Genomic DNA, 15,596 nt, shown 5'->3' with positions numbered 1-15,596 from the left:
GCGCAGGACGTCAGCGCTTCTCGATGTCGAGGTACTTCCGCTCGGGCGCACCCGTGTAGACCTGGCGCGGCCTGCCGATCTTGCGGGCAGGGTCGAGCATCATCTCGCGCCAGTGCGCGATCCAGCCCGGCAGCCTTCCCAGCGCGAACAGCACGGTGAAGTACTCGGTCGGGAAGCCGAGCGCCCGGTAGATCAGGCCGGTGTAGAAGTCGACGTTCGGGTAGAGCTTGCGCTCGACGAAGTAGTCGTCGGAGAGCGCGGTCTCCTCCAGCTTCTTCGCGATGTCGAGCAACTCGTCGCTCTTGCCAAGCCTGCCGAGGATCTCGTCCGCCGTCTTCTTGATGATCTTGGCGCGCGGGTCGTAGTTCTTGTAGACCCGATGGCCGAAGCCCATCAACCGGACGCCTGCCTCCTTGTTCTTCACCCTGGAGACGAACCGGTCGACGTCACCACCGTCGGCCCTGATGTCCTCCAACATGTCGAGCACCGCCGCGTTGGCGCCGCCGTGCAGCGGGCCGAACAGCGCGTTGATGCCCGCCGAGACGCTGGCGAACAGGTTCGCCTCGGAGGAGCCGACCAGCCGCACCGTCGACGTCGAGCAGTTCTGCTCGTGGTCGGCGTGCAGGATGAACAGCAGGTCGAGCGCCTTGGCGATGTCCGGGTCGATCTCATACGGCTCTGCGGGCAACCCGAACGTCATCCGCAGGAAGTTCTCGACGAGGCTGAGCGAGTTGTCCGGGTACAGGAACGGCTGGCCGATGGACTTCTTGTAGGCGTAGGCCGCCAGCGTCGGCACCTTGGCCAGCATCCGGACGGTGGACAGCTCGACACTCGGTTCGTCGAACGGGTTGAGCGAGTCCTGGTAGAACGTCGACAGCGCGGAGACCGCGCTGGAGAGCACGGGCATCGGGTGCGCGTCGCGCGGGAAGCCGTCGAAGAACCGCTTCAGATCCTCGTGCAGCAGGGTGTGGCGTTCGATGCGGCCGTTGAAGTCGGCGAGCTGACGCTCGGTGGGCAGCTCACCGTAAATCAGCAGGTAGGAGACTTCGATGAAGTTCGAGTGCTCCGCGAGCTGCTCGATCGGATACCCCCGATACCGGAGGATCCCCGCATCGCCGTCGATGTAAGTGATCGCTGACGACGTCGCGCCGGTGTTGACGAAACCGGGGTCATACGTGATGTACCCGGTCGACGAGAGCAGCTTGCCGAGCTCGATGCCCGGCGCGCCCTCGACCGCGGGTACTACGTTCAGCTCATGCTCACCGCTCGGCAAGCGCAGCGTGACGGTCTCGGTGCCGGTGTGCGGCGTGGCTGCGGTGTCGGACATGTACGTCCCTCTCACGTCACACGGGACGGCTGCGCCTGACTGGGCTCGGCCGGCTGTGGTCAGCCAGCCCAAGACAGGACCCGCACCGCACACCGCCCCGTTGGGGTATGAATTCGGCCTTACGCTAGTGCAGATAGCACCATTCGCGCAGCATCTGACGGCCCTGGAACGGCGGAGTTGGGAACATTCTCACAGTCGGTGGATGATCGCCACGTAAGGTGGATCACTCTCGGGTCAATCCATCGAGCAAAAGTTCGGCCAATGCGGTGTACGCCTCGGCGTCACTGACCCCGGCACGATCAGCCACAACCCCGGTCTGGATCGCCTCGATCAGCACGCCGACGAATTGCGCGATCAGCGTGGCATGAACTTCGCGAAACGTCCCATCGCGCACGCCGTCGTCGATAAATGACGAAATCCGCTCCGCTGCCGCCCTGCTGTTCGATTCGTACTCGGCGCGGGCGGGTGCGAACTCCGCGATGTCGCGCATGAACTCCGGAGACGCCCGGTCGAGCTGGTCGGATACCCCGGCCAGATACGTCGCGACGACCTCACGGACATCCGTCTTGTCCGAGATGCGCTCCTCGATGGTGCGCGCCGCGCCTTTGAAGAACCGGCGCACCACCAGCGTCGCGAGCTGTTCCTTGCTGGCCGCGAGCGTGTAGAGCGTCGATTTCGAGCAGCTCAGCTGCGCGGCGAGGTCGTCGAGGGTGAACGCGGCGAAACCCTTGACGAGGAACAGTTCCTCCAGGTCGGCGAGCAGCGCCAGCTGCCGCGCCGTCGGCTGTCTGCGTGCGCCGGGTGCCATGGGCTTCAGCGTACTGCGCCAGTAGCTGCCGATCCGACCGGCAGCAAGCAGAACTGGCAGGTCACGCCTGCGTGCCAGGCAGCTTGCTTTCGGTCTTCTCGACATGAGAGTACTGAGCTAAGCTCTACAGTATCGTTCTCAGTACTGCTCGAGGAGAGCCATGCCAGCCGAACGCCTGCTGCCGTCCACCGAGGCCGAGGATCTGCTCGCGCTGACCCGCGAGATCGCCCGCGACGAACTCGCACCGCGCGCCGACGAGTACGAGCAGGCGGAACGTTTCCCGCGCGAGCAGTTCCGGCTGCTCGGCAAGAGCGGCCTGCTCGGGCTGCCGTACGCCGAGCGGTGGGGCGGCGGCGACGTGCCATACGAGGTCTACCTGCAGGTGCTCGAGGAGATCGCGAGCGCGTGGATGTCCGTCGGCGTCGGGCTGAGCGTGCACACGATGTCCTGCTTCGCGCTGGCGTTCTACGGCACTGACGAGCAGCGCGACCGCTGGCTGCCTGACCTGCTCGGCGGCGACCTGCTCGGCGCGTACGCGCTGTCCGAAACCCACGCCGGGTCGGACGCGGCGGCGCTGTCGACGCGGGCGGTGCGCGACGGGGACGAATACGTGGTCAACGGCACCAAAGCGTGGATCACCCACGGCGGCAAGGCCGACTTCTACACCACGATGGTGCGGACCTCGCCAGCCGGCTCCAAGGGCATCAGCTGTCTGCTCGTGGCCGCCGACACGCCCGGCCTCTCGGCGGCGACGCCGGAACGCAAGATGGGCATGACGGCCTCGACGACGTCGCAGATGATTTTCTCCGACGCGCGCGTGCCCACTGACCGGCTGCTCGGCGAGGAGGGCGCCGGGCTGCGGATCGCGCTGGACTCGCTGGCGTCCGGCAGGCTCGGCATCGCCGCGTGCGCGGTGGGGCTGGCGCAGGCGGCACTGGACGAGGCGGTCCGCTACGCCACCGAGCGCACGCAGTTCGGCAAGTCGATCATCGACTTCCAGGGCGTCGAGTTCCTGCTGGCGGACATGGCCGCGGCGGTGGAGTCATCCCGGGCGACGTACTTGGAGGCCGCGCGCCGCAAGGACCGTGGGCTGCCGTTCGCGCGGCAGGCGTCCATCGCGAAGCTGGTGGCGACGGACTCGGCGATGAAGGTGACCACCGATGCGGTGCAGGTGCTCGGCGGCGCGGGCTACACCAAGGACTTCCCGGTGGAGCGCTACATGCGCGAGGCGAAGGTGCCGCAGATCTTCGAGGGCACGAACCAGATCCAGCGCATGGTCATCGCCAAGGAGTTGCGCAACGCGTGACGTGGCGGGCGGCCCGCCCCACCGACGTCGCCGTGTGGATCATCAGGCGTTGCGGCGACATATATCGCCACAACGCCTGATGATCGCGGGGAACCTACGGGCTGCGGCCGTCGATGTAGGGCTGCAAGTCGGTGATGCGCACCAGTTCGACGTCGTCCAGAACGCTCCGGTCACAGCGCACGAGGATGGCGTGGTCGCCGACATGGGTGTATGCGACAACGCCGCCGTCCGACGTGCGGTAGCGGAACTCGTGCTCCTGGCCGTCAACCGGGATGGTGACCACGCCACCGTCGTCGACGTCGGCTCCGAGCTCGTCCAGCCGGACGGTCAGTCCGTCGTCATCGACGTGGCAAGCCTCGACGTCCACCGCAGGCCCGTTGACGTGCCGCAGTTCGAGCGCCGTCGTCCGCATGGGCCCGTTCCGGTCCGCGCTGGACGACGTGCTCCCCAACATCCGGCGGCCGGGCCACGTTGGCGGCAGCCCGTACAGCGGAAACGGCGCGGACCGGAACGGCGCCACCCTGCGGCGTAGTGCGAGCTCGCGCGCCCGGCGTTGGCTCACGCTGGACAGGACGTCCAGCGTCAGCTGGGACCACGTTTCGGCCGCTTTTCCCCCGGTGAACGCGGTCGCGGCGAACAGCAGTGCCGCAAGCGACACCGGGGCGATGAGAACGAGGCCGCTCAGCCACCACGGCCAGCGGAAGAGCAACGCCGCCACAGCGGCGAGCGCAACACCGAGCACGAGCGCCGCGACGGAGATCCACGGTGCTGGCAGGTGGCTCCGGCGCGAACGGACGGTTCGCACCAGACGCACCGGAAGCGGCCGTCGTCTCCCAACAGGCAGCAGCGGGCTGTACTCGGAGCTCCCCCTCGACGTCATCACTCCAGGTTAGTGACCCGCGGCATTCGGCGACACGGAACGCGCGACTCGCGGCCGTCAAGGTGAAACTCGCGGCGATTAGGGTGCGACTCGCGGCGATTAAGGTGCGACTCGCGAGCCGCCGCACGCCGCACCGCCCGCCCGGCGTCAGAGGGCCTGGACGGTGTCCCAGCCCTCGACCTCCTGCGGGCGGCGTGGCTCGGGACCGACGTAGACGGCCGACGGCCGCACCAGACGTCCGGTGCGCTTCTGCTCAAGAATGTGCGCGCACCAGCCCGCCGTCCTCGCGCAGGTGAACATCGCGGGCATCATGTGTGGCGGAACCTCGGCGAAGTCCAGCATCACCGCGGCCCAGAACTCGACGTTCGTCTCGATCGCCCTGTCCGGCCTACGCTCCCGCAACTCCGCGAGCGCTGCCTGCTCCAATGCGGCCGCTGCCTCGTAGCGGGGCGCGCCCAGTTCCTTCGCGGTGCGGCGCAGCACGCGGGCACGTGGATCCTCCGCGCGATACACACGGTGTCCGAAGCCCATCAGCCGGTCCTTGCGGTCCAGGATGTCGCGCACCACCGCGCGTGCGTCGCCGACCTGCTCCACCTCGGACACCATCGGCAGCACCCGCGCGGGCGCGCCGCCGTGCAGCGGCCCGGACATCGCGCCAATCGCGCCGGATATCGACGCGGCGACATCCGCGCCGGTGGAGGCGATCACGCGGGCGGTGAACGTCGATGCGTTCATGCCGTGCTCGGCCGCGGACGCCCAGTAGGCATCGATCGCCTTGACGTGTGCGGGGTTCGGCTCGCCGCGCCAGCGGGTCATGAACCGCTCGGTGACGGTGTCGCACTCGTCCACCCGCGACTGCGGCACCGCGGGGCGGCCGATGCCGCGCGCCGACTGCGCCACATAGGACAGTGCCATCACTGACGCGCGGGCCAGCTGGTCGCGGGCCTGCTCGTCGCTGATATCGAGCAGCGGCTCGTAGCCCCAGATCGGGGCGAGCATCGCCAGCGCGGCCTGAACGTCGACCCGGACGTCACCGGAGTGCACCGGGATCGGGAACGGCTCGGCCGGCGGCAATCCCTGACCGAACGTGCCGTCAACCAGCAGCGCCCAGACGTCCCCGAACGTCACCTTGCCCGCGAGGTCCTCGATGTCGACACCTCGATACCGCAGCGCGCCGCCGTCTCTGTCCGGTTCCGCGATCTCGGTGCGGAAGGCGACTACGCCCTCAAGGCCGGGACGGAAACCGTCATCTGCGCTCTGTGTGTTCCCCTGTGTCATCGAGGCTCCTCGCCGTGTCCGGTTCTCGGATTAGGCGCGACACGGCAAGTGTCCCCCGCCGCGCCGCGGTGGTTAACGTGCGTTGATCGCATCAGGGTGCTCCTGGCCGTCGCGGCGGGCAATCGGCGCACGTAGTGTGTTCGATCACGTTTTATCCGGGTGCCATGCCTATCTGACAACGCAGGGCGACCGTGGGCAACACTCACCACCGAATCGCGCCCTTCCATTGCCCGTACCGTGGGCCGTACCTTCATCATTACCGAGTTGGTATGGCGCTGTGGTCGATTACCGGAGGACACCGCATGACTGAGTTCACGACAGGCGATGGTGACGTATCGGGTCTCGCCGTCACGTTGCCCGGGATGCGGGTGTCTTACGAAGGTGAGGCGCTTGACGAAGCCGACCTGGCCTCGACGTGGACGAAGCAGTTGCAGCAGTGGCTTGACGACGCGGTCGACGCCGGAGTCGCCGAGCCGAACGCGATGGTGCTCGCCACTGCGGATGTCGAGGGCAGGCCGTCCTCGCGCACCGTGCTGTGCAAGGGCCTCGACGAGCGCGGCATCGCGTTCTACACCAACTACACCTCAGCCAAGAGTCACGAGCTGAGCACCGGCCGCTACGCGTCCGCGACGTTCCCCTGGTACGCGCTGCACCGGCAGGTCCACGTGCGCGGGCCGGTCGAGAAGGTGTCGGCCGCCGAGACGGCGGCGTACTGGGCGTCCCGGCCGCGCGGGTCGCAGCTCGGGGCGTGGGCGTCGCCGCAGTCAGGGGTGGTGCCGAGCAGGCGGGCGCTGGAGAGCGCGCTGCGCGCCATCGAGCGCCGGTTCGCCGACGCCGACGAGGTGCCACCGCCGCCGCACTGGGGTGGCTGGCGGATCATCCCTGACCTGGTGGAGTTCTGGCAGGGCCGCGAGGACCGCCTGCACGACCGGCTCCGCTACGTCCGTGAGGACGGCGACGACTGGCGCATCGACCGCATCGCTCCGTAGGGCGGCACCGAGCGGCCCTGGCGGCGTCTCGGGTCGTGCTGCGAGTCGCACCGTGGCCAATGGCGAAACAGCACCGCGCGATGCGATCGTTCGGTGCAGAATGACCCGCATGCTCCCTAGTACCGAGTTCGCCCTGCTGTCGCGTATCGCCACCGAGCAGTCGACCAACCGCGCGCCGTCGCTGGTCGCTGGGGTCGTGCGCGGGGGCGAGTTGGTGTGGTCGGGCGCCCGTGGCTTCGTCGGCGACGTCCCGCCCACCAATGACACGCAGTACCGCCTCGGCTCGATCACCAAGAGCCTGACGGCCGCGCTGGTCATGCGGCTGCGCGACGAGGGCAAGCTCGACCTCAACGATCGCGTCGACGCCCACCTGGACGACGCCAAGACCGAGGCGTTCGGGCGGTTGACCATCGCGCAATTGCTCGCGCACACCTCCGGCATGACGTCGGAGTCGCCCGGCTCGTGGTGGGAGCGCAGTGTCGGCGACACCTGGGAGGCGCTGGCGGCCGACCTCACCCCAGCCGAGCTGAAACTGCGGGCAGGCAAGCAGTTCCACTACTCCAACACCGGCTACGGCATCCTCGGCGAGATCATCGCGCGGCGGCGGGAATCCACCTGGCTGGACGCGCTGCGCGACGAGATCCTCACTCCGCTCGGCATGTCCCGCACCACCGCGCATCCGGAGGGCGCGGCGGCGAAGGGCTGGGCGGTGCATCCGTTCGCGGACGTCGTGCTGCCGGAGCCGACTCCGGATGCTGGTGCCATGGCCCCTGCGGGACAGCTGTGGTCCACGGTCGACGACCTCGCGTGCTGGACGGCGTTCACCGCGGGACACAGCGGCGACGTGCTGCATCCAGACACCGTCGCGGAGATGCGTCAGGCGGCCACCGTGGACGACGGCGACGTCTGGGCCATGGGTTACGGCCTCGGTTTCCAGCTGGCCAGGCAGCACGGCCGCAGCTACGCGGGCCATACCGGGTCCATGCCGGGCTTCGTCGCGTGCTCGATGGTCGACCAGGTGTCGGGCACCGGGGCGCTGGCGATGGCCAACACCACGGCGGGCGTCGGCATCCTCGGCGTGGTGATCGACCTGATCCGCACCGCCGACGAGCGCGAGCCAGCCCTGCCGGAGCCGTGGCGGCCCGCCGACATCGACCTCAAGCTGCTCGAACTGACCGGCCTGTGGCACTGGGGGCCGTCGCCGATGCACGTCAAGGTGCTGCCGAACGGGTGGCTCGATCTGGTGCCGGTCACCGCGGGCAGGCGCTCCCGGTTCCGCCCTGTGGGTGACGACCTGTGGGAAGGCATTGACGGCTACTACGCGGGCGAGACGCTGCGTGTCGAGCGGGACACGGCGGGTGTGCCGCAGCACCTCAATCTGGCGACGTTCATCTTCACCCGGACGCCGTATGACCCGGCGGCCCCGATCCCAGGAGGAGTCGACGAAGAGGGCTGGCGCTCCGCGACCGAGTGAGCCGACGAGTCAGGGTGACGCCCGCGAAAGACTGAAACGAATGCGGTTGGGCACACCGATGGGCCAGGAGAGCGGGACGTCAGTCACACTGACTGGCATGACCGAATCTGGACAGGTGATCATCCCCGACGACATCAAGCCATCCGACGGGCGTTTCGGCTGCGGTCCGTCGAAGGTGCGGCCGGAGCAGCTCGCCAACCTGGCATCAGACGGCGCTTCCGTCATGGGCACGTCGCACCGTCAGAAGCCGGTCAAGTCGCTGGTGGGCCGCGTGCGCGAGGGCCTGCGGGAGCTGTTCAGCCTGCCCGAAGGCTACGAAGTCGTGCTCGGCAACGGCGGTACCACCGCGTTCTGGGACGCCGCGGCGTTCGGGCTGGTACGCGAGCGTGCGCAGCATTTCACCTATGGCGAGTTCTCCTCGAAGTTCGCGAAGGTGACCAACGGCGCGCCGTTCCTCGCCGACTCGATCGTGGTCGAGGGCGAGCCGGGCAGCGCACCGGCGATCAGCTACCAGCAGGGCGCTGACCTCGTCGGCTGGGCGCACAACGAGACGTCGACCGGCGTCGCGGTTCCGGTGCGCAGGCCAGAGGGCAGCGAGGGCGCGCTGGTCGCGATCGACGCGACGTCCGGCGCCGGTGGCTTGCCGGTGAACGCCGAGGACTTCGACGTCTACTACTTCGCGCCGCAGAAGTCGTTCGCCTCCGACGGTGGGCTGTGGCTCGCCCTGATGTCGCCCGCCGCGATCGAGCGCGTCGGCGAGATCGGCGCGTCCGACCGCTGGGTGCCGGAGTTCCTGTCGCTGACCACCGCGCTGGACAACTCCCGCAAGGACCAGACGTACAACACACCGGCCCTGGCGACGCTGTTCCTGCTCGCGGACCAGCTCGACTGGATGAACTCCAACGGCGGTCTGAAGTGGACGACCGAGCGCACGGCCGAGTCGTCCGGCAGGCTGTACGAGTGGGCCGAGAAGACCAGTTACGCCTCGCCGTTCGTCACCGAGACCGCGCTGCGCTCACAGGTCGTCGGCACCATCGACTTCTCGGACGACATCGACGCCGCCGCGGTCGCGAAGACGCTGCGCGCGAACAACATCGTCGACGTCGAGCCGTACCGCAAGCTGGGCCGCAACCAGCTGCGCGTCGGCACCTTCCCTGCGATCGAGCCGGACGACGTCACCAAGCTGACCCGCTGCATCGAGTACGTGGTGGAGCAGCTCGGCTGACGACTGGCTCTGGTGAAGCGAAGGGCTTCTTACTCGCGCGAAATGCGGGTAAGAAGCCCTTCGTCGCACCTCACCCCTCGCCCATCCGCGTGATCAACACGACCAGATTGGGTCAAGTATCGGCGTGGCTCGACCGTCAAGCCGACGCGCCGATTTACTGTTACCACTCGGATAGGTGACGTCGCGGGAGGCGGGAATGCGAGCGCTACGGGTTGTCGGGCTGCACGAGGACGGGAAGTCCATCGTGTGCGAAGACACCGAGCGCGGGGAGAAGTTCTTGCTCCCGGCCGACGAGCGGTTACGTGCAGCGGCACGCGGCGATATCACCCGGCTCGGACAGATCCAGATCGAGTTGGAGAGCCAGATGCGCCCACGTGAGATTCAGGCCCGCATTCGTGCCGGCGAAACCGTCGCGCAGCTCGCGGCGAACGCCGGGATCCCAGAGCAGCGTGTCGAGCGCTTCGCCTATCCCGTGCTGCTTGAGCGAGCCCGCACCGCCGAGCTGGCGCAGGATGCCCACCCCGTGCGCGAGGACGGGCCCGACGTGCGCACTCTCGGCGAGGTCGTCGCCTACGCCTTCGGTGTGCGCGGGCAGGACTACACCACCGCGAGCTGGGACGCTTGGCGCGGCGAGGGCGGCAAGTGGGTCGTCTGTCTGCGGTGGCAGACCGGTCGCTCGGATAACCGCGCGCACTGGTCGTTCTCTCCCGGCGCCCACGGCGGCACCGTCGCCGCGCTGGACGACAACGCGGCTGACCTGCACGACCCCGAAGTGCGCCGATCGCCACGCACGTTGCGGCCCGTCATCGAAGAGGACGACGAGCAGGCCATGCTCGACCCGGACTGGGAGGAAGAGCCCGAGGACGCCACGGTGATCGAGGCTCCGTTGCCCACGCGGGCAGAGGCGGAGGCCGCACCGGAAGCGCCCGACGACGTCCCACCGGCACCGCGCCGCAAGGCCAAGAAGGGCCACCCCGTCGTGCCCGCGTGGGAAGACGTCCTGCTCGGCGTGCGCAGCCAGCGCGGCTAACACGGCGGAACCCGGCAGCCTCCCGCCTCGTCTCACGGGACACGAAGGCGGGAGGGATCGCAATGACCGGGTACCGGGTGAACATCGCCGAGCTTGGCAGGCTCATCAACACGCTTGAGGACGGTGCGCAGCAGGTCAGGGAGGCCAACAAGAACCTGGCGGCGCACGGTCAGCTCGGCATGCTCGGCCACGAGACGCTGACCGGTTCGGCGCACGAGTTCGAGGAGACGTGGCGCTACGGGCTGGGCAAGCTGGACGAAGCAGCCGAAGGCGTCATCGAGCGACTGCACAGCGCGAAACGCAACTACCAGGAGCTCGACGAGGCGCACGCGGAGATGTACGACGCGACGCTGCCTGACAGTCAGCCGACCGGCTTCCCTGGCGGCGGCTGGACCGGCGAGGGGCCACACGAGGGCGGCGAGATCTTCAAGGCACTCGAAGGCCGCGGGTCATGACGCGGGCGTTCGACGCACTCGGCTTCGATCCAGCGCCGGGCGAACTCGGGCGGGTGGACGCGAGCGCGGAGCAGTACCAGCGGGCTAGTGCCCAACTCGGGCTCGCCCGCGACGCGATCATCTCGATCGTCAACCAGACCGGCATCTGGGAGGGCGAGGCGAGTGAGGCGTTCGCGCGGCGAGTCGGTGACCTGCCCGAATACCTGGACACCGCCACGCACTCGATGTCGCGGGCTGCTGCGGCGCTCGCCGACTGGCACACCGAGCTGAGCGAGTTGCGGCGGCGAGCGTGGGAGCTGGAGCTGCGGGCGCGCGAGGCTCGCGACGAGGCGGAGGCGGCGCGGAACAATCCGGCGTTCAGGCTGGCGAACCAAACCTTCACCGATCCGGACGAGCTACGGGCGGCGAACGAGGCGCTGGCGAACGCCACGCAGCGGCTCGACACCGCGATCGCGGACCTCGACACGGTGATTGAGTCGGCTGAGCGGCTCAACCGGCAGCACGACGAGGCCGCGGATCGCATCGCGGGGCTGCTCGACAAGGCACGGGACCTCGCACCGGACGAGCCTGGCCTGTTCAGCAGGTGCCTCGACGCGGCAGGGGACGCCCTCACCACGATCGGCACGGAGTTCGCGGAGGCCCATATCAACGCCGCGCGGACCGTCGGGGACGTCATCGAGGACAACGCGAACGCCATCGCCAACGCCTCGGATGTCTTGGGCGACATGAGCATGGTGCTCAGCGCGGCGGGCGACGTCCTGAACGTCGTGCCGAACGAAACCCACAACGCCACGCAGGCCGAACGTGACCGTGAGCGTGCCGAGGAGCGGATATGGCAATGACGACGACAGAACCGGCACCGGAACTGCTACTGACTCCGCCGCCAGGGTTCGTCGGACTGCCGCTGCGGGCCGACGAACAGGACAACGCGACGACCATCGACGCGCTCACGGCGAAGTTGACCCCGCACGCCAACGAGCATGCTCCCGAGCTGCCTCGGTACGTGACGTGGTTCGCGCAACTGCTCGCTGAGGAGAACATCCGGCTGTACGGCCGATTCGCCGTGGACGTCGCCGCGCTCGACGAACCGGCACTCGCCGATCTCGCCGTGGCCATCGTGTCGCTGAACACGACAAGCGAGGACCAGCTGGCCGCGCTGCGCAGCGAACGCGATGTCGCGGTCGCGCGACTGCGACAGCAGTACCTCGCGCGTCAGCCCCACGCGGATGCCCGGGTGATCCGGCTGGCCATGGGCCCGGCGATGGTCGCGGTGACCGCTGGTGAGTACCGCCTGCCGCCTGATCTGGCCCGGAACGGACGTGCGGCTGTGTTGCCTCGCATCACCGCCGAGTTCCAGATCCCGACGCCGGACGGCGCTCACGTCGTGTTGATGACGGTCAGCACCGCGAACGAGACAGCCTGCCAGGCGGTTCTGACGGCGGCAATGCGAGTCGCCAACAGTATCCGCGTCACGCGGCCGAAGCAGGACGCCGCGTCGGCGACCCCATCGGCGTAGCGATGACGACACCAGTTCTCCTGCTATTCGCGGTACCAGCTTCGAACCGCGCCCCGGCACGAGGTCCGCCGTCGGCCACCGCGCCTAGAGCAGCACGAACAGCGCGCCCAGCCAGGACACCGCGAGCCCAGCGGCCGCGCCGAAGCACACCCACCGCACGATCGGTACGCGCCTGCCGAGCCACAGCGATGGCAGCAGCCCGCCGCTGACGATGGCCGCAGCGGCGAAAGCGATCCAGCCCTGCGTCGCGCGTTCCAGCGTCGAGACCAGGCCGAGCATCCCGACCGCGACGACAATCATCATCAACGCGGACACGGTGAGTCCGGTCGCCCACGGCGTCGGCTCGCCCGGCGAGCGCTGGAACAATCCCCGGTCATAGCCGCGTGAGTGGCGGGGTCCGCGCCGTCGGCCGTCGTCCGGGCTAGGCACCACCACCGTTGCCATCTCGGTCACCGGATCGCGATACTGCACCGTCATGCGCATCTCGGTGGCCACCCTCCCGGCAAGCTGACGTCCCCGCCGCGACACTACCCCGACGGCGTCCTGGCCTTGGTCGGTCAATGCCGCGCTCTGGCCGGTCGCCGCCTTGCGCATCGCGGCCGCCACCCGCGCCCATTCGTGCAGTGCGGCGGCGAGGTCGGGACCGAGCGGAAGCTGCTCAGGCGCCACCTCGCGCACGGTGTCGGAATCGCCACGGGTAAGCACGGCGCGATCACCCCGAACCCGCAGCTCCACCTACGCCTCCTGACTCCGATTCCGCTGTTCGGTCTAACTTAGCTCACCCGGTGGGCGAGTTCGTAGAACGCAATCGCACCAGCCGTGGCGACGTTGAGCGAATCAACCCCCTCAGCCATCGGGATGCGCACAGCGACGTCGGATGCGTCGATCGCCGCGTCGGTCAGTCCGTCGCCCTCCGCGCCGAGCAGCACCGCGATCCGCTCGTCCCCGCGAGGTACGACGTCGTGGAGCGAAACCGCGTTCGGCCGGGGCGTCAACGCGGCCACCCGGAACCCGTTGTCACGCAACGTCTTCAGTGCCTCCGGCCACTCGTCCGCCGTGGCGAACGGAATCCGCAGCACGTGTCCCATCGACACCCGCACGCTGCGCCGGTACAGCGGATCGGAACAGCCAGCGCCGAGCACCACCCCGTCGACGCCGAGCGCGGCGGCGTTGCGGAACAGCGCGCCGATGTTCTCGTGGTCGCCGACGCCCTCGAGCACGGCGACGGTCCGTGCGGTCACCGCGAGCTCCGCGACGGACATCCGGGGCACCTTGTCGGCCACGGCGAGCACGCCCCGGTTCAGATGGAAGCCGACCACAGTCGCCATGACGTCGGCGGAGGCGATGTAGGCGGGGCAGTCGACGTCGGCCAGATCGTCGTGTAGTTCGTCAATGCGTCGCCGCACGCCAAGCACCGCGCGAATCTGGAACGGCGAGGCCAGCATCCGGCGGACGACGATCGTCCCCTCGGCGATCACCAGTCCCCTGCCGCCGGGACGGTCCGGCCGCCGGTCAGCGCGTTTGAGATCCCGAAAGTCATCGACGCGAAGGTCGTCGGGATCGTCGATGACGATCTGGGTTGCCACGCTACGACTGTGCCACTGACCTGCCCCTCCCCTACGCATGGGTGACGCCGTTCGGGGACGTTCTTCGCACCGCTTCTCGGATTGAATGCGCAGCGTTAACTCTTACTCACCGAGAGCACCAGTTTGGCCGCTAGCTGGGGCGTCTATTGCTGTGTCACGGTTATTCGCCGGGGGTTCGCCACAAGCGTACGAGAGGGAAGCGGGGCGCGATGGGCAACGACGTACTGGCGAGCTCCACCGATCGAGCACACTACCGGCACAAAGTGCAACGCTGCCTCGATTCGATCGAGCGGATGCTGGCGGAGAGGCGGTTCCACGAACAGCCGCAGCGAATCGGACTCGAACTGGAACTGAACCTCATCGACGGCGCCATGCTGCCGTCGATGAGTAACGCCGAGGTGCTTGATCACCTCGGCGATCCGGTGTTCACCGCGGAGCTCGGCCAGCACAACCTCGAACTGAACATGCCACCCCGCACGCTCCACGGCGACGCGCTCCTCGAATGGGACGCCCGACTGCGCGCCTACCTCGCCAAGGCCGACGTCGCGGCGGGCGAGGCTGGCGCGAGTCTCGCGATGATCGGCATCCTGCCGACGCTGGCCGAGGAGCACTTCGAGTCGAAGTGGTTCACGAGCAACGCGCGCTACTCGCTGCTCAACGACGAGATCATCACCGCGCGCGGCGAACTCACCCACCTCGCGATGGAAGGCCAGCCGCTGCCGGGACAACGTCCCGACGTGCTGCGCAGCCAGGCCGACTCGATCCTGCCGGAGGCCGCCTGCACATCGACGCAACTGCACCTGCAGGTCGGCCCGGACGAGTTCGCGCCGTACTGGAACGCGTCGCAGTGTCTGGCCGGAGTGCAGCTCGCGATCGGCGCGAACTCGCCGTTCTTGCTCGGCAAGGCGCTCTGGCATGAGACGCGGATTCCGCTGTTCCTGCAGTCGACCGACACTCGGTCGCAGGAGCTCAAGAACCAGGGCGTGCGGCCGAGGGTGTGGTTCGGTGAGAAATGGATCACGTCCATCTTCGACCTGTTCGAGGAGAACGTCCGGTACTTTCCTGGGCTGCTGACCGAAACCGACGGCGAAGACCCGCTCGACGTGCTCGAATCCGGCGGCGCACCGCAGCTAACGGAATTGCGGATGCACAACGGCACCGTGTGGCGCTGGAACCGGCCGGTCTACGACGTCGTCGACGGCATGGCACACCTGCGCGTGGAAAACCGGGTGCTGCCGGCGGGACCGACAGTGGCCGACGTCGTCGCCAACGCGGCGTTCTTCTACGGCGCGCAACGGGCACTGGCGCAGGCGGAACGTCCAGTGTGGTCGGCGATGGCGTTCCAAGCAGCGGAGGAGAACCTCCAGCGCGGGGCCCGCGACGGCATGGATGCGCAGCTGTACTGGCCGGACGTCGGCTGGATGCGCCCGGACGAACTCGTGCTGCGAGTGCTACTGCCACTCGCCTACGAGGGGTTGATCTCGGCGGGAGTGTCCGCACGAGCGGCCGACCGCTTCCTCGGCATCATCGAGCAACGCTGTATCGCGCGGCGTACCGGGTCGTCGTGGCAGCGGGAGTGCGTCGATCGGCTGGAGCGCGCGGGCGCGGACCGGGAGTCCGCATTGCGCGACATGCTCACCCGCTACACCGATCACATGCACGAGGGCGATCCGGTGCACACCTGGCGGTTGTAGACGGGACCAGACACCTATGTTGATCTAC

The 15,596-nt window shown here is 68.4% G+C and carries 15 protein-coding genes; 9 read left to right on the top strand and 6 right to left on the bottom strand.

All coding sequences use genetic code 11. The features are described from left to right. Positions 1 to 10: 10 nt before the first annotated feature. Positions 11 to 1,327 (bottom strand): citrate synthase, encoded by a 1,317-nt coding sequence (locus tag AMYHA_RS06280; RefSeq protein ID WP_051399596.1) that lies wholly within the window; start codon positions 1,325 to 1,327, stop codon positions 11 to 13. A 223-nt stretch (positions 1,328 to 1,550) separates the two neighbouring features. Then, a complete protein-coding gene (locus AMYHA_RS06275; RefSeq protein ID WP_034268905.1) occupies positions 1,551 to 2,135 on the bottom strand; it encodes a TetR/AcrR family transcriptional regulator in 585 nt (194 codons plus the stop codon). A gap of 160 nt (positions 2,136 to 2,295) precedes the next feature. Between AMYHA_RS06275 and AMYHA_RS06270 the strand changes: the two genes are divergently transcribed. After that, positions 2,296 to 3,441 (top strand): acyl-CoA dehydrogenase family protein, encoded by a 1,146-nt coding sequence (locus AMYHA_RS06270; RefSeq protein ID WP_034268902.1) that lies wholly within the window; start codon positions 2,296 to 2,298, stop codon positions 3,439 to 3,441. A gap of 94 nt (positions 3,442 to 3,535) precedes the next feature. On the opposite strand, the gene AMYHA_RS06265 is transcribed toward AMYHA_RS06270, so the two are convergent. Next, positions 3,536 to 4,246 carry a hypothetical protein gene (locus AMYHA_RS06265; protein WP_157361859.1) on the bottom strand — a complete coding sequence of 237 codons (711 nt, stop codon included), beginning with the start codon at positions 4,244 to 4,246 and terminating at the stop codon, positions 3,536 to 3,538. Between the two features lie 222 nt (positions 4,247 to 4,468). Next, complete coding sequence (locus AMYHA_RS06260) at positions 4,469 to 5,599, bottom strand: citrate synthase 2 (protein ID WP_034268896.1); 1,131 nt, start codon at positions 5,597 to 5,599, stop codon at positions 4,469 to 4,471. Positions 5,600 to 5,901: 302 nt separating this feature from the next. On the opposite strand from AMYHA_RS06260, the gene pdxH reads away from it, so the two are divergent. From pdxH to AMYHA_RS06225, 7 genes are all read left to right on the top strand, one after another. Next, positions 5,902 to 6,588, top strand: coding sequence for a pyridoxamine 5'-phosphate oxidase (gene pdxH / locus AMYHA_RS06255; RefSeq protein WP_034276102.1), 687 nt, complete (start codon positions 5,902 to 5,904; stop codon positions 6,586 to 6,588). A gap of 109 nt (positions 6,589 to 6,697) precedes the next feature. Beyond that, the gene (locus AMYHA_RS06250; RefSeq protein ID WP_034268893.1) at positions 6,698 to 8,062 is read left to right on the top strand and encodes a serine hydrolase domain-containing protein; all 1,365 of its coding nucleotides are present in this window, start codon (positions 6,698 to 6,700) and stop codon (positions 8,060 to 8,062) included. Between the two features lie 97 nt (positions 8,063 to 8,159). Next, a complete protein-coding gene (serC, locus tag AMYHA_RS06245; RefSeq protein WP_034268890.1) occupies positions 8,160 to 9,287 on the top strand; it encodes a phosphoserine transaminase in 1,128 nt (375 codons plus the stop codon). A gap of 196 nt (positions 9,288 to 9,483) precedes the next feature. Continuing rightward, positions 9,484 to 10,317 (top strand): septation protein SepH, encoded by an 834-nt coding sequence (gene sepH / locus AMYHA_RS06240; RefSeq protein ID WP_034268887.1) that lies wholly within the window; start codon positions 9,484 to 9,486, stop codon positions 10,315 to 10,317. A gap of 62 nt (positions 10,318 to 10,379) precedes the next feature. After that, the gene (locus tag AMYHA_RS06235; protein WP_051399595.1) at positions 10,380 to 10,772 is read left to right on the top strand and encodes a WXG100 family type VII secretion target; all 393 of its coding nucleotides are present in this window, start codon (positions 10,380 to 10,382) and stop codon (positions 10,770 to 10,772) included. After that, entirely contained in the window at positions 10,769 to 11,614 is an 846-nt protein-coding gene (locus AMYHA_RS06230) for a putative T7SS-secreted protein (protein ID WP_051399594.1), read from the top strand. The genes AMYHA_RS06235 and AMYHA_RS06230 overlap by 4 nt, the downstream gene beginning before the upstream one ends. Beyond that, a complete protein-coding gene (locus AMYHA_RS06225; RefSeq protein ID WP_034268884.1) occupies positions 11,611 to 12,288 on the top strand; it encodes a hypothetical protein in 678 nt (225 codons plus the stop codon). Before AMYHA_RS06230 ends, AMYHA_RS06225 begins: the two co-directional genes overlap by 4 nt. 84 nt (positions 12,289 to 12,372) lie before the next feature. Here AMYHA_RS06225 and AMYHA_RS06220 read toward each other — a convergent pair whose 3' ends face one another. Together AMYHA_RS06220 and AMYHA_RS06215 are read right to left on the bottom strand one after the other, a co-directional pair. Further along, the gene (locus AMYHA_RS06220) at positions 12,373 to 13,023 is read right to left on the bottom strand and encodes a DUF2537 domain-containing protein (RefSeq protein WP_034268882.1); all 651 of its coding nucleotides are present in this window, start codon (positions 13,021 to 13,023) and stop codon (positions 12,373 to 12,375) included. Between the two features lie 38 nt (positions 13,024 to 13,061). Further along, positions 13,062 to 13,874, bottom strand: a complete 813-nt coding sequence (locus AMYHA_RS06215; RefSeq protein ID WP_034268879.1) for a TrmH family RNA methyltransferase — start codon at positions 13,872 to 13,874, stop codon at positions 13,062 to 13,064. A 209-nt stretch (positions 13,875 to 14,083) separates the two neighbouring features. Between AMYHA_RS06215 and AMYHA_RS06210 the strand changes: the two genes are divergently transcribed. After that, the gene (locus AMYHA_RS06210; RefSeq protein WP_034268876.1) at positions 14,084 to 15,568 is read left to right on the top strand and encodes a glutamate--cysteine ligase family protein; all 1,485 of its coding nucleotides are present in this window, start codon (positions 14,084 to 14,086) and stop codon (positions 15,566 to 15,568) included. Positions 15,569 to 15,596 lie beyond the last annotated feature (28 nt).

The organism is Haloechinothrix halophila YIM 93223 (assembly GCF_000504245.1).
GTDB classification, from domain to species: Bacteria; Actinomycetota; Actinomycetes; order Mycobacteriales; family Pseudonocardiaceae; genus Haloechinothrix_A; species Haloechinothrix_A halophila.
Note: the sequence above shows the minus strand (reverse complement) of the source record. Positions and strands in the feature narration are given on the sequence as shown.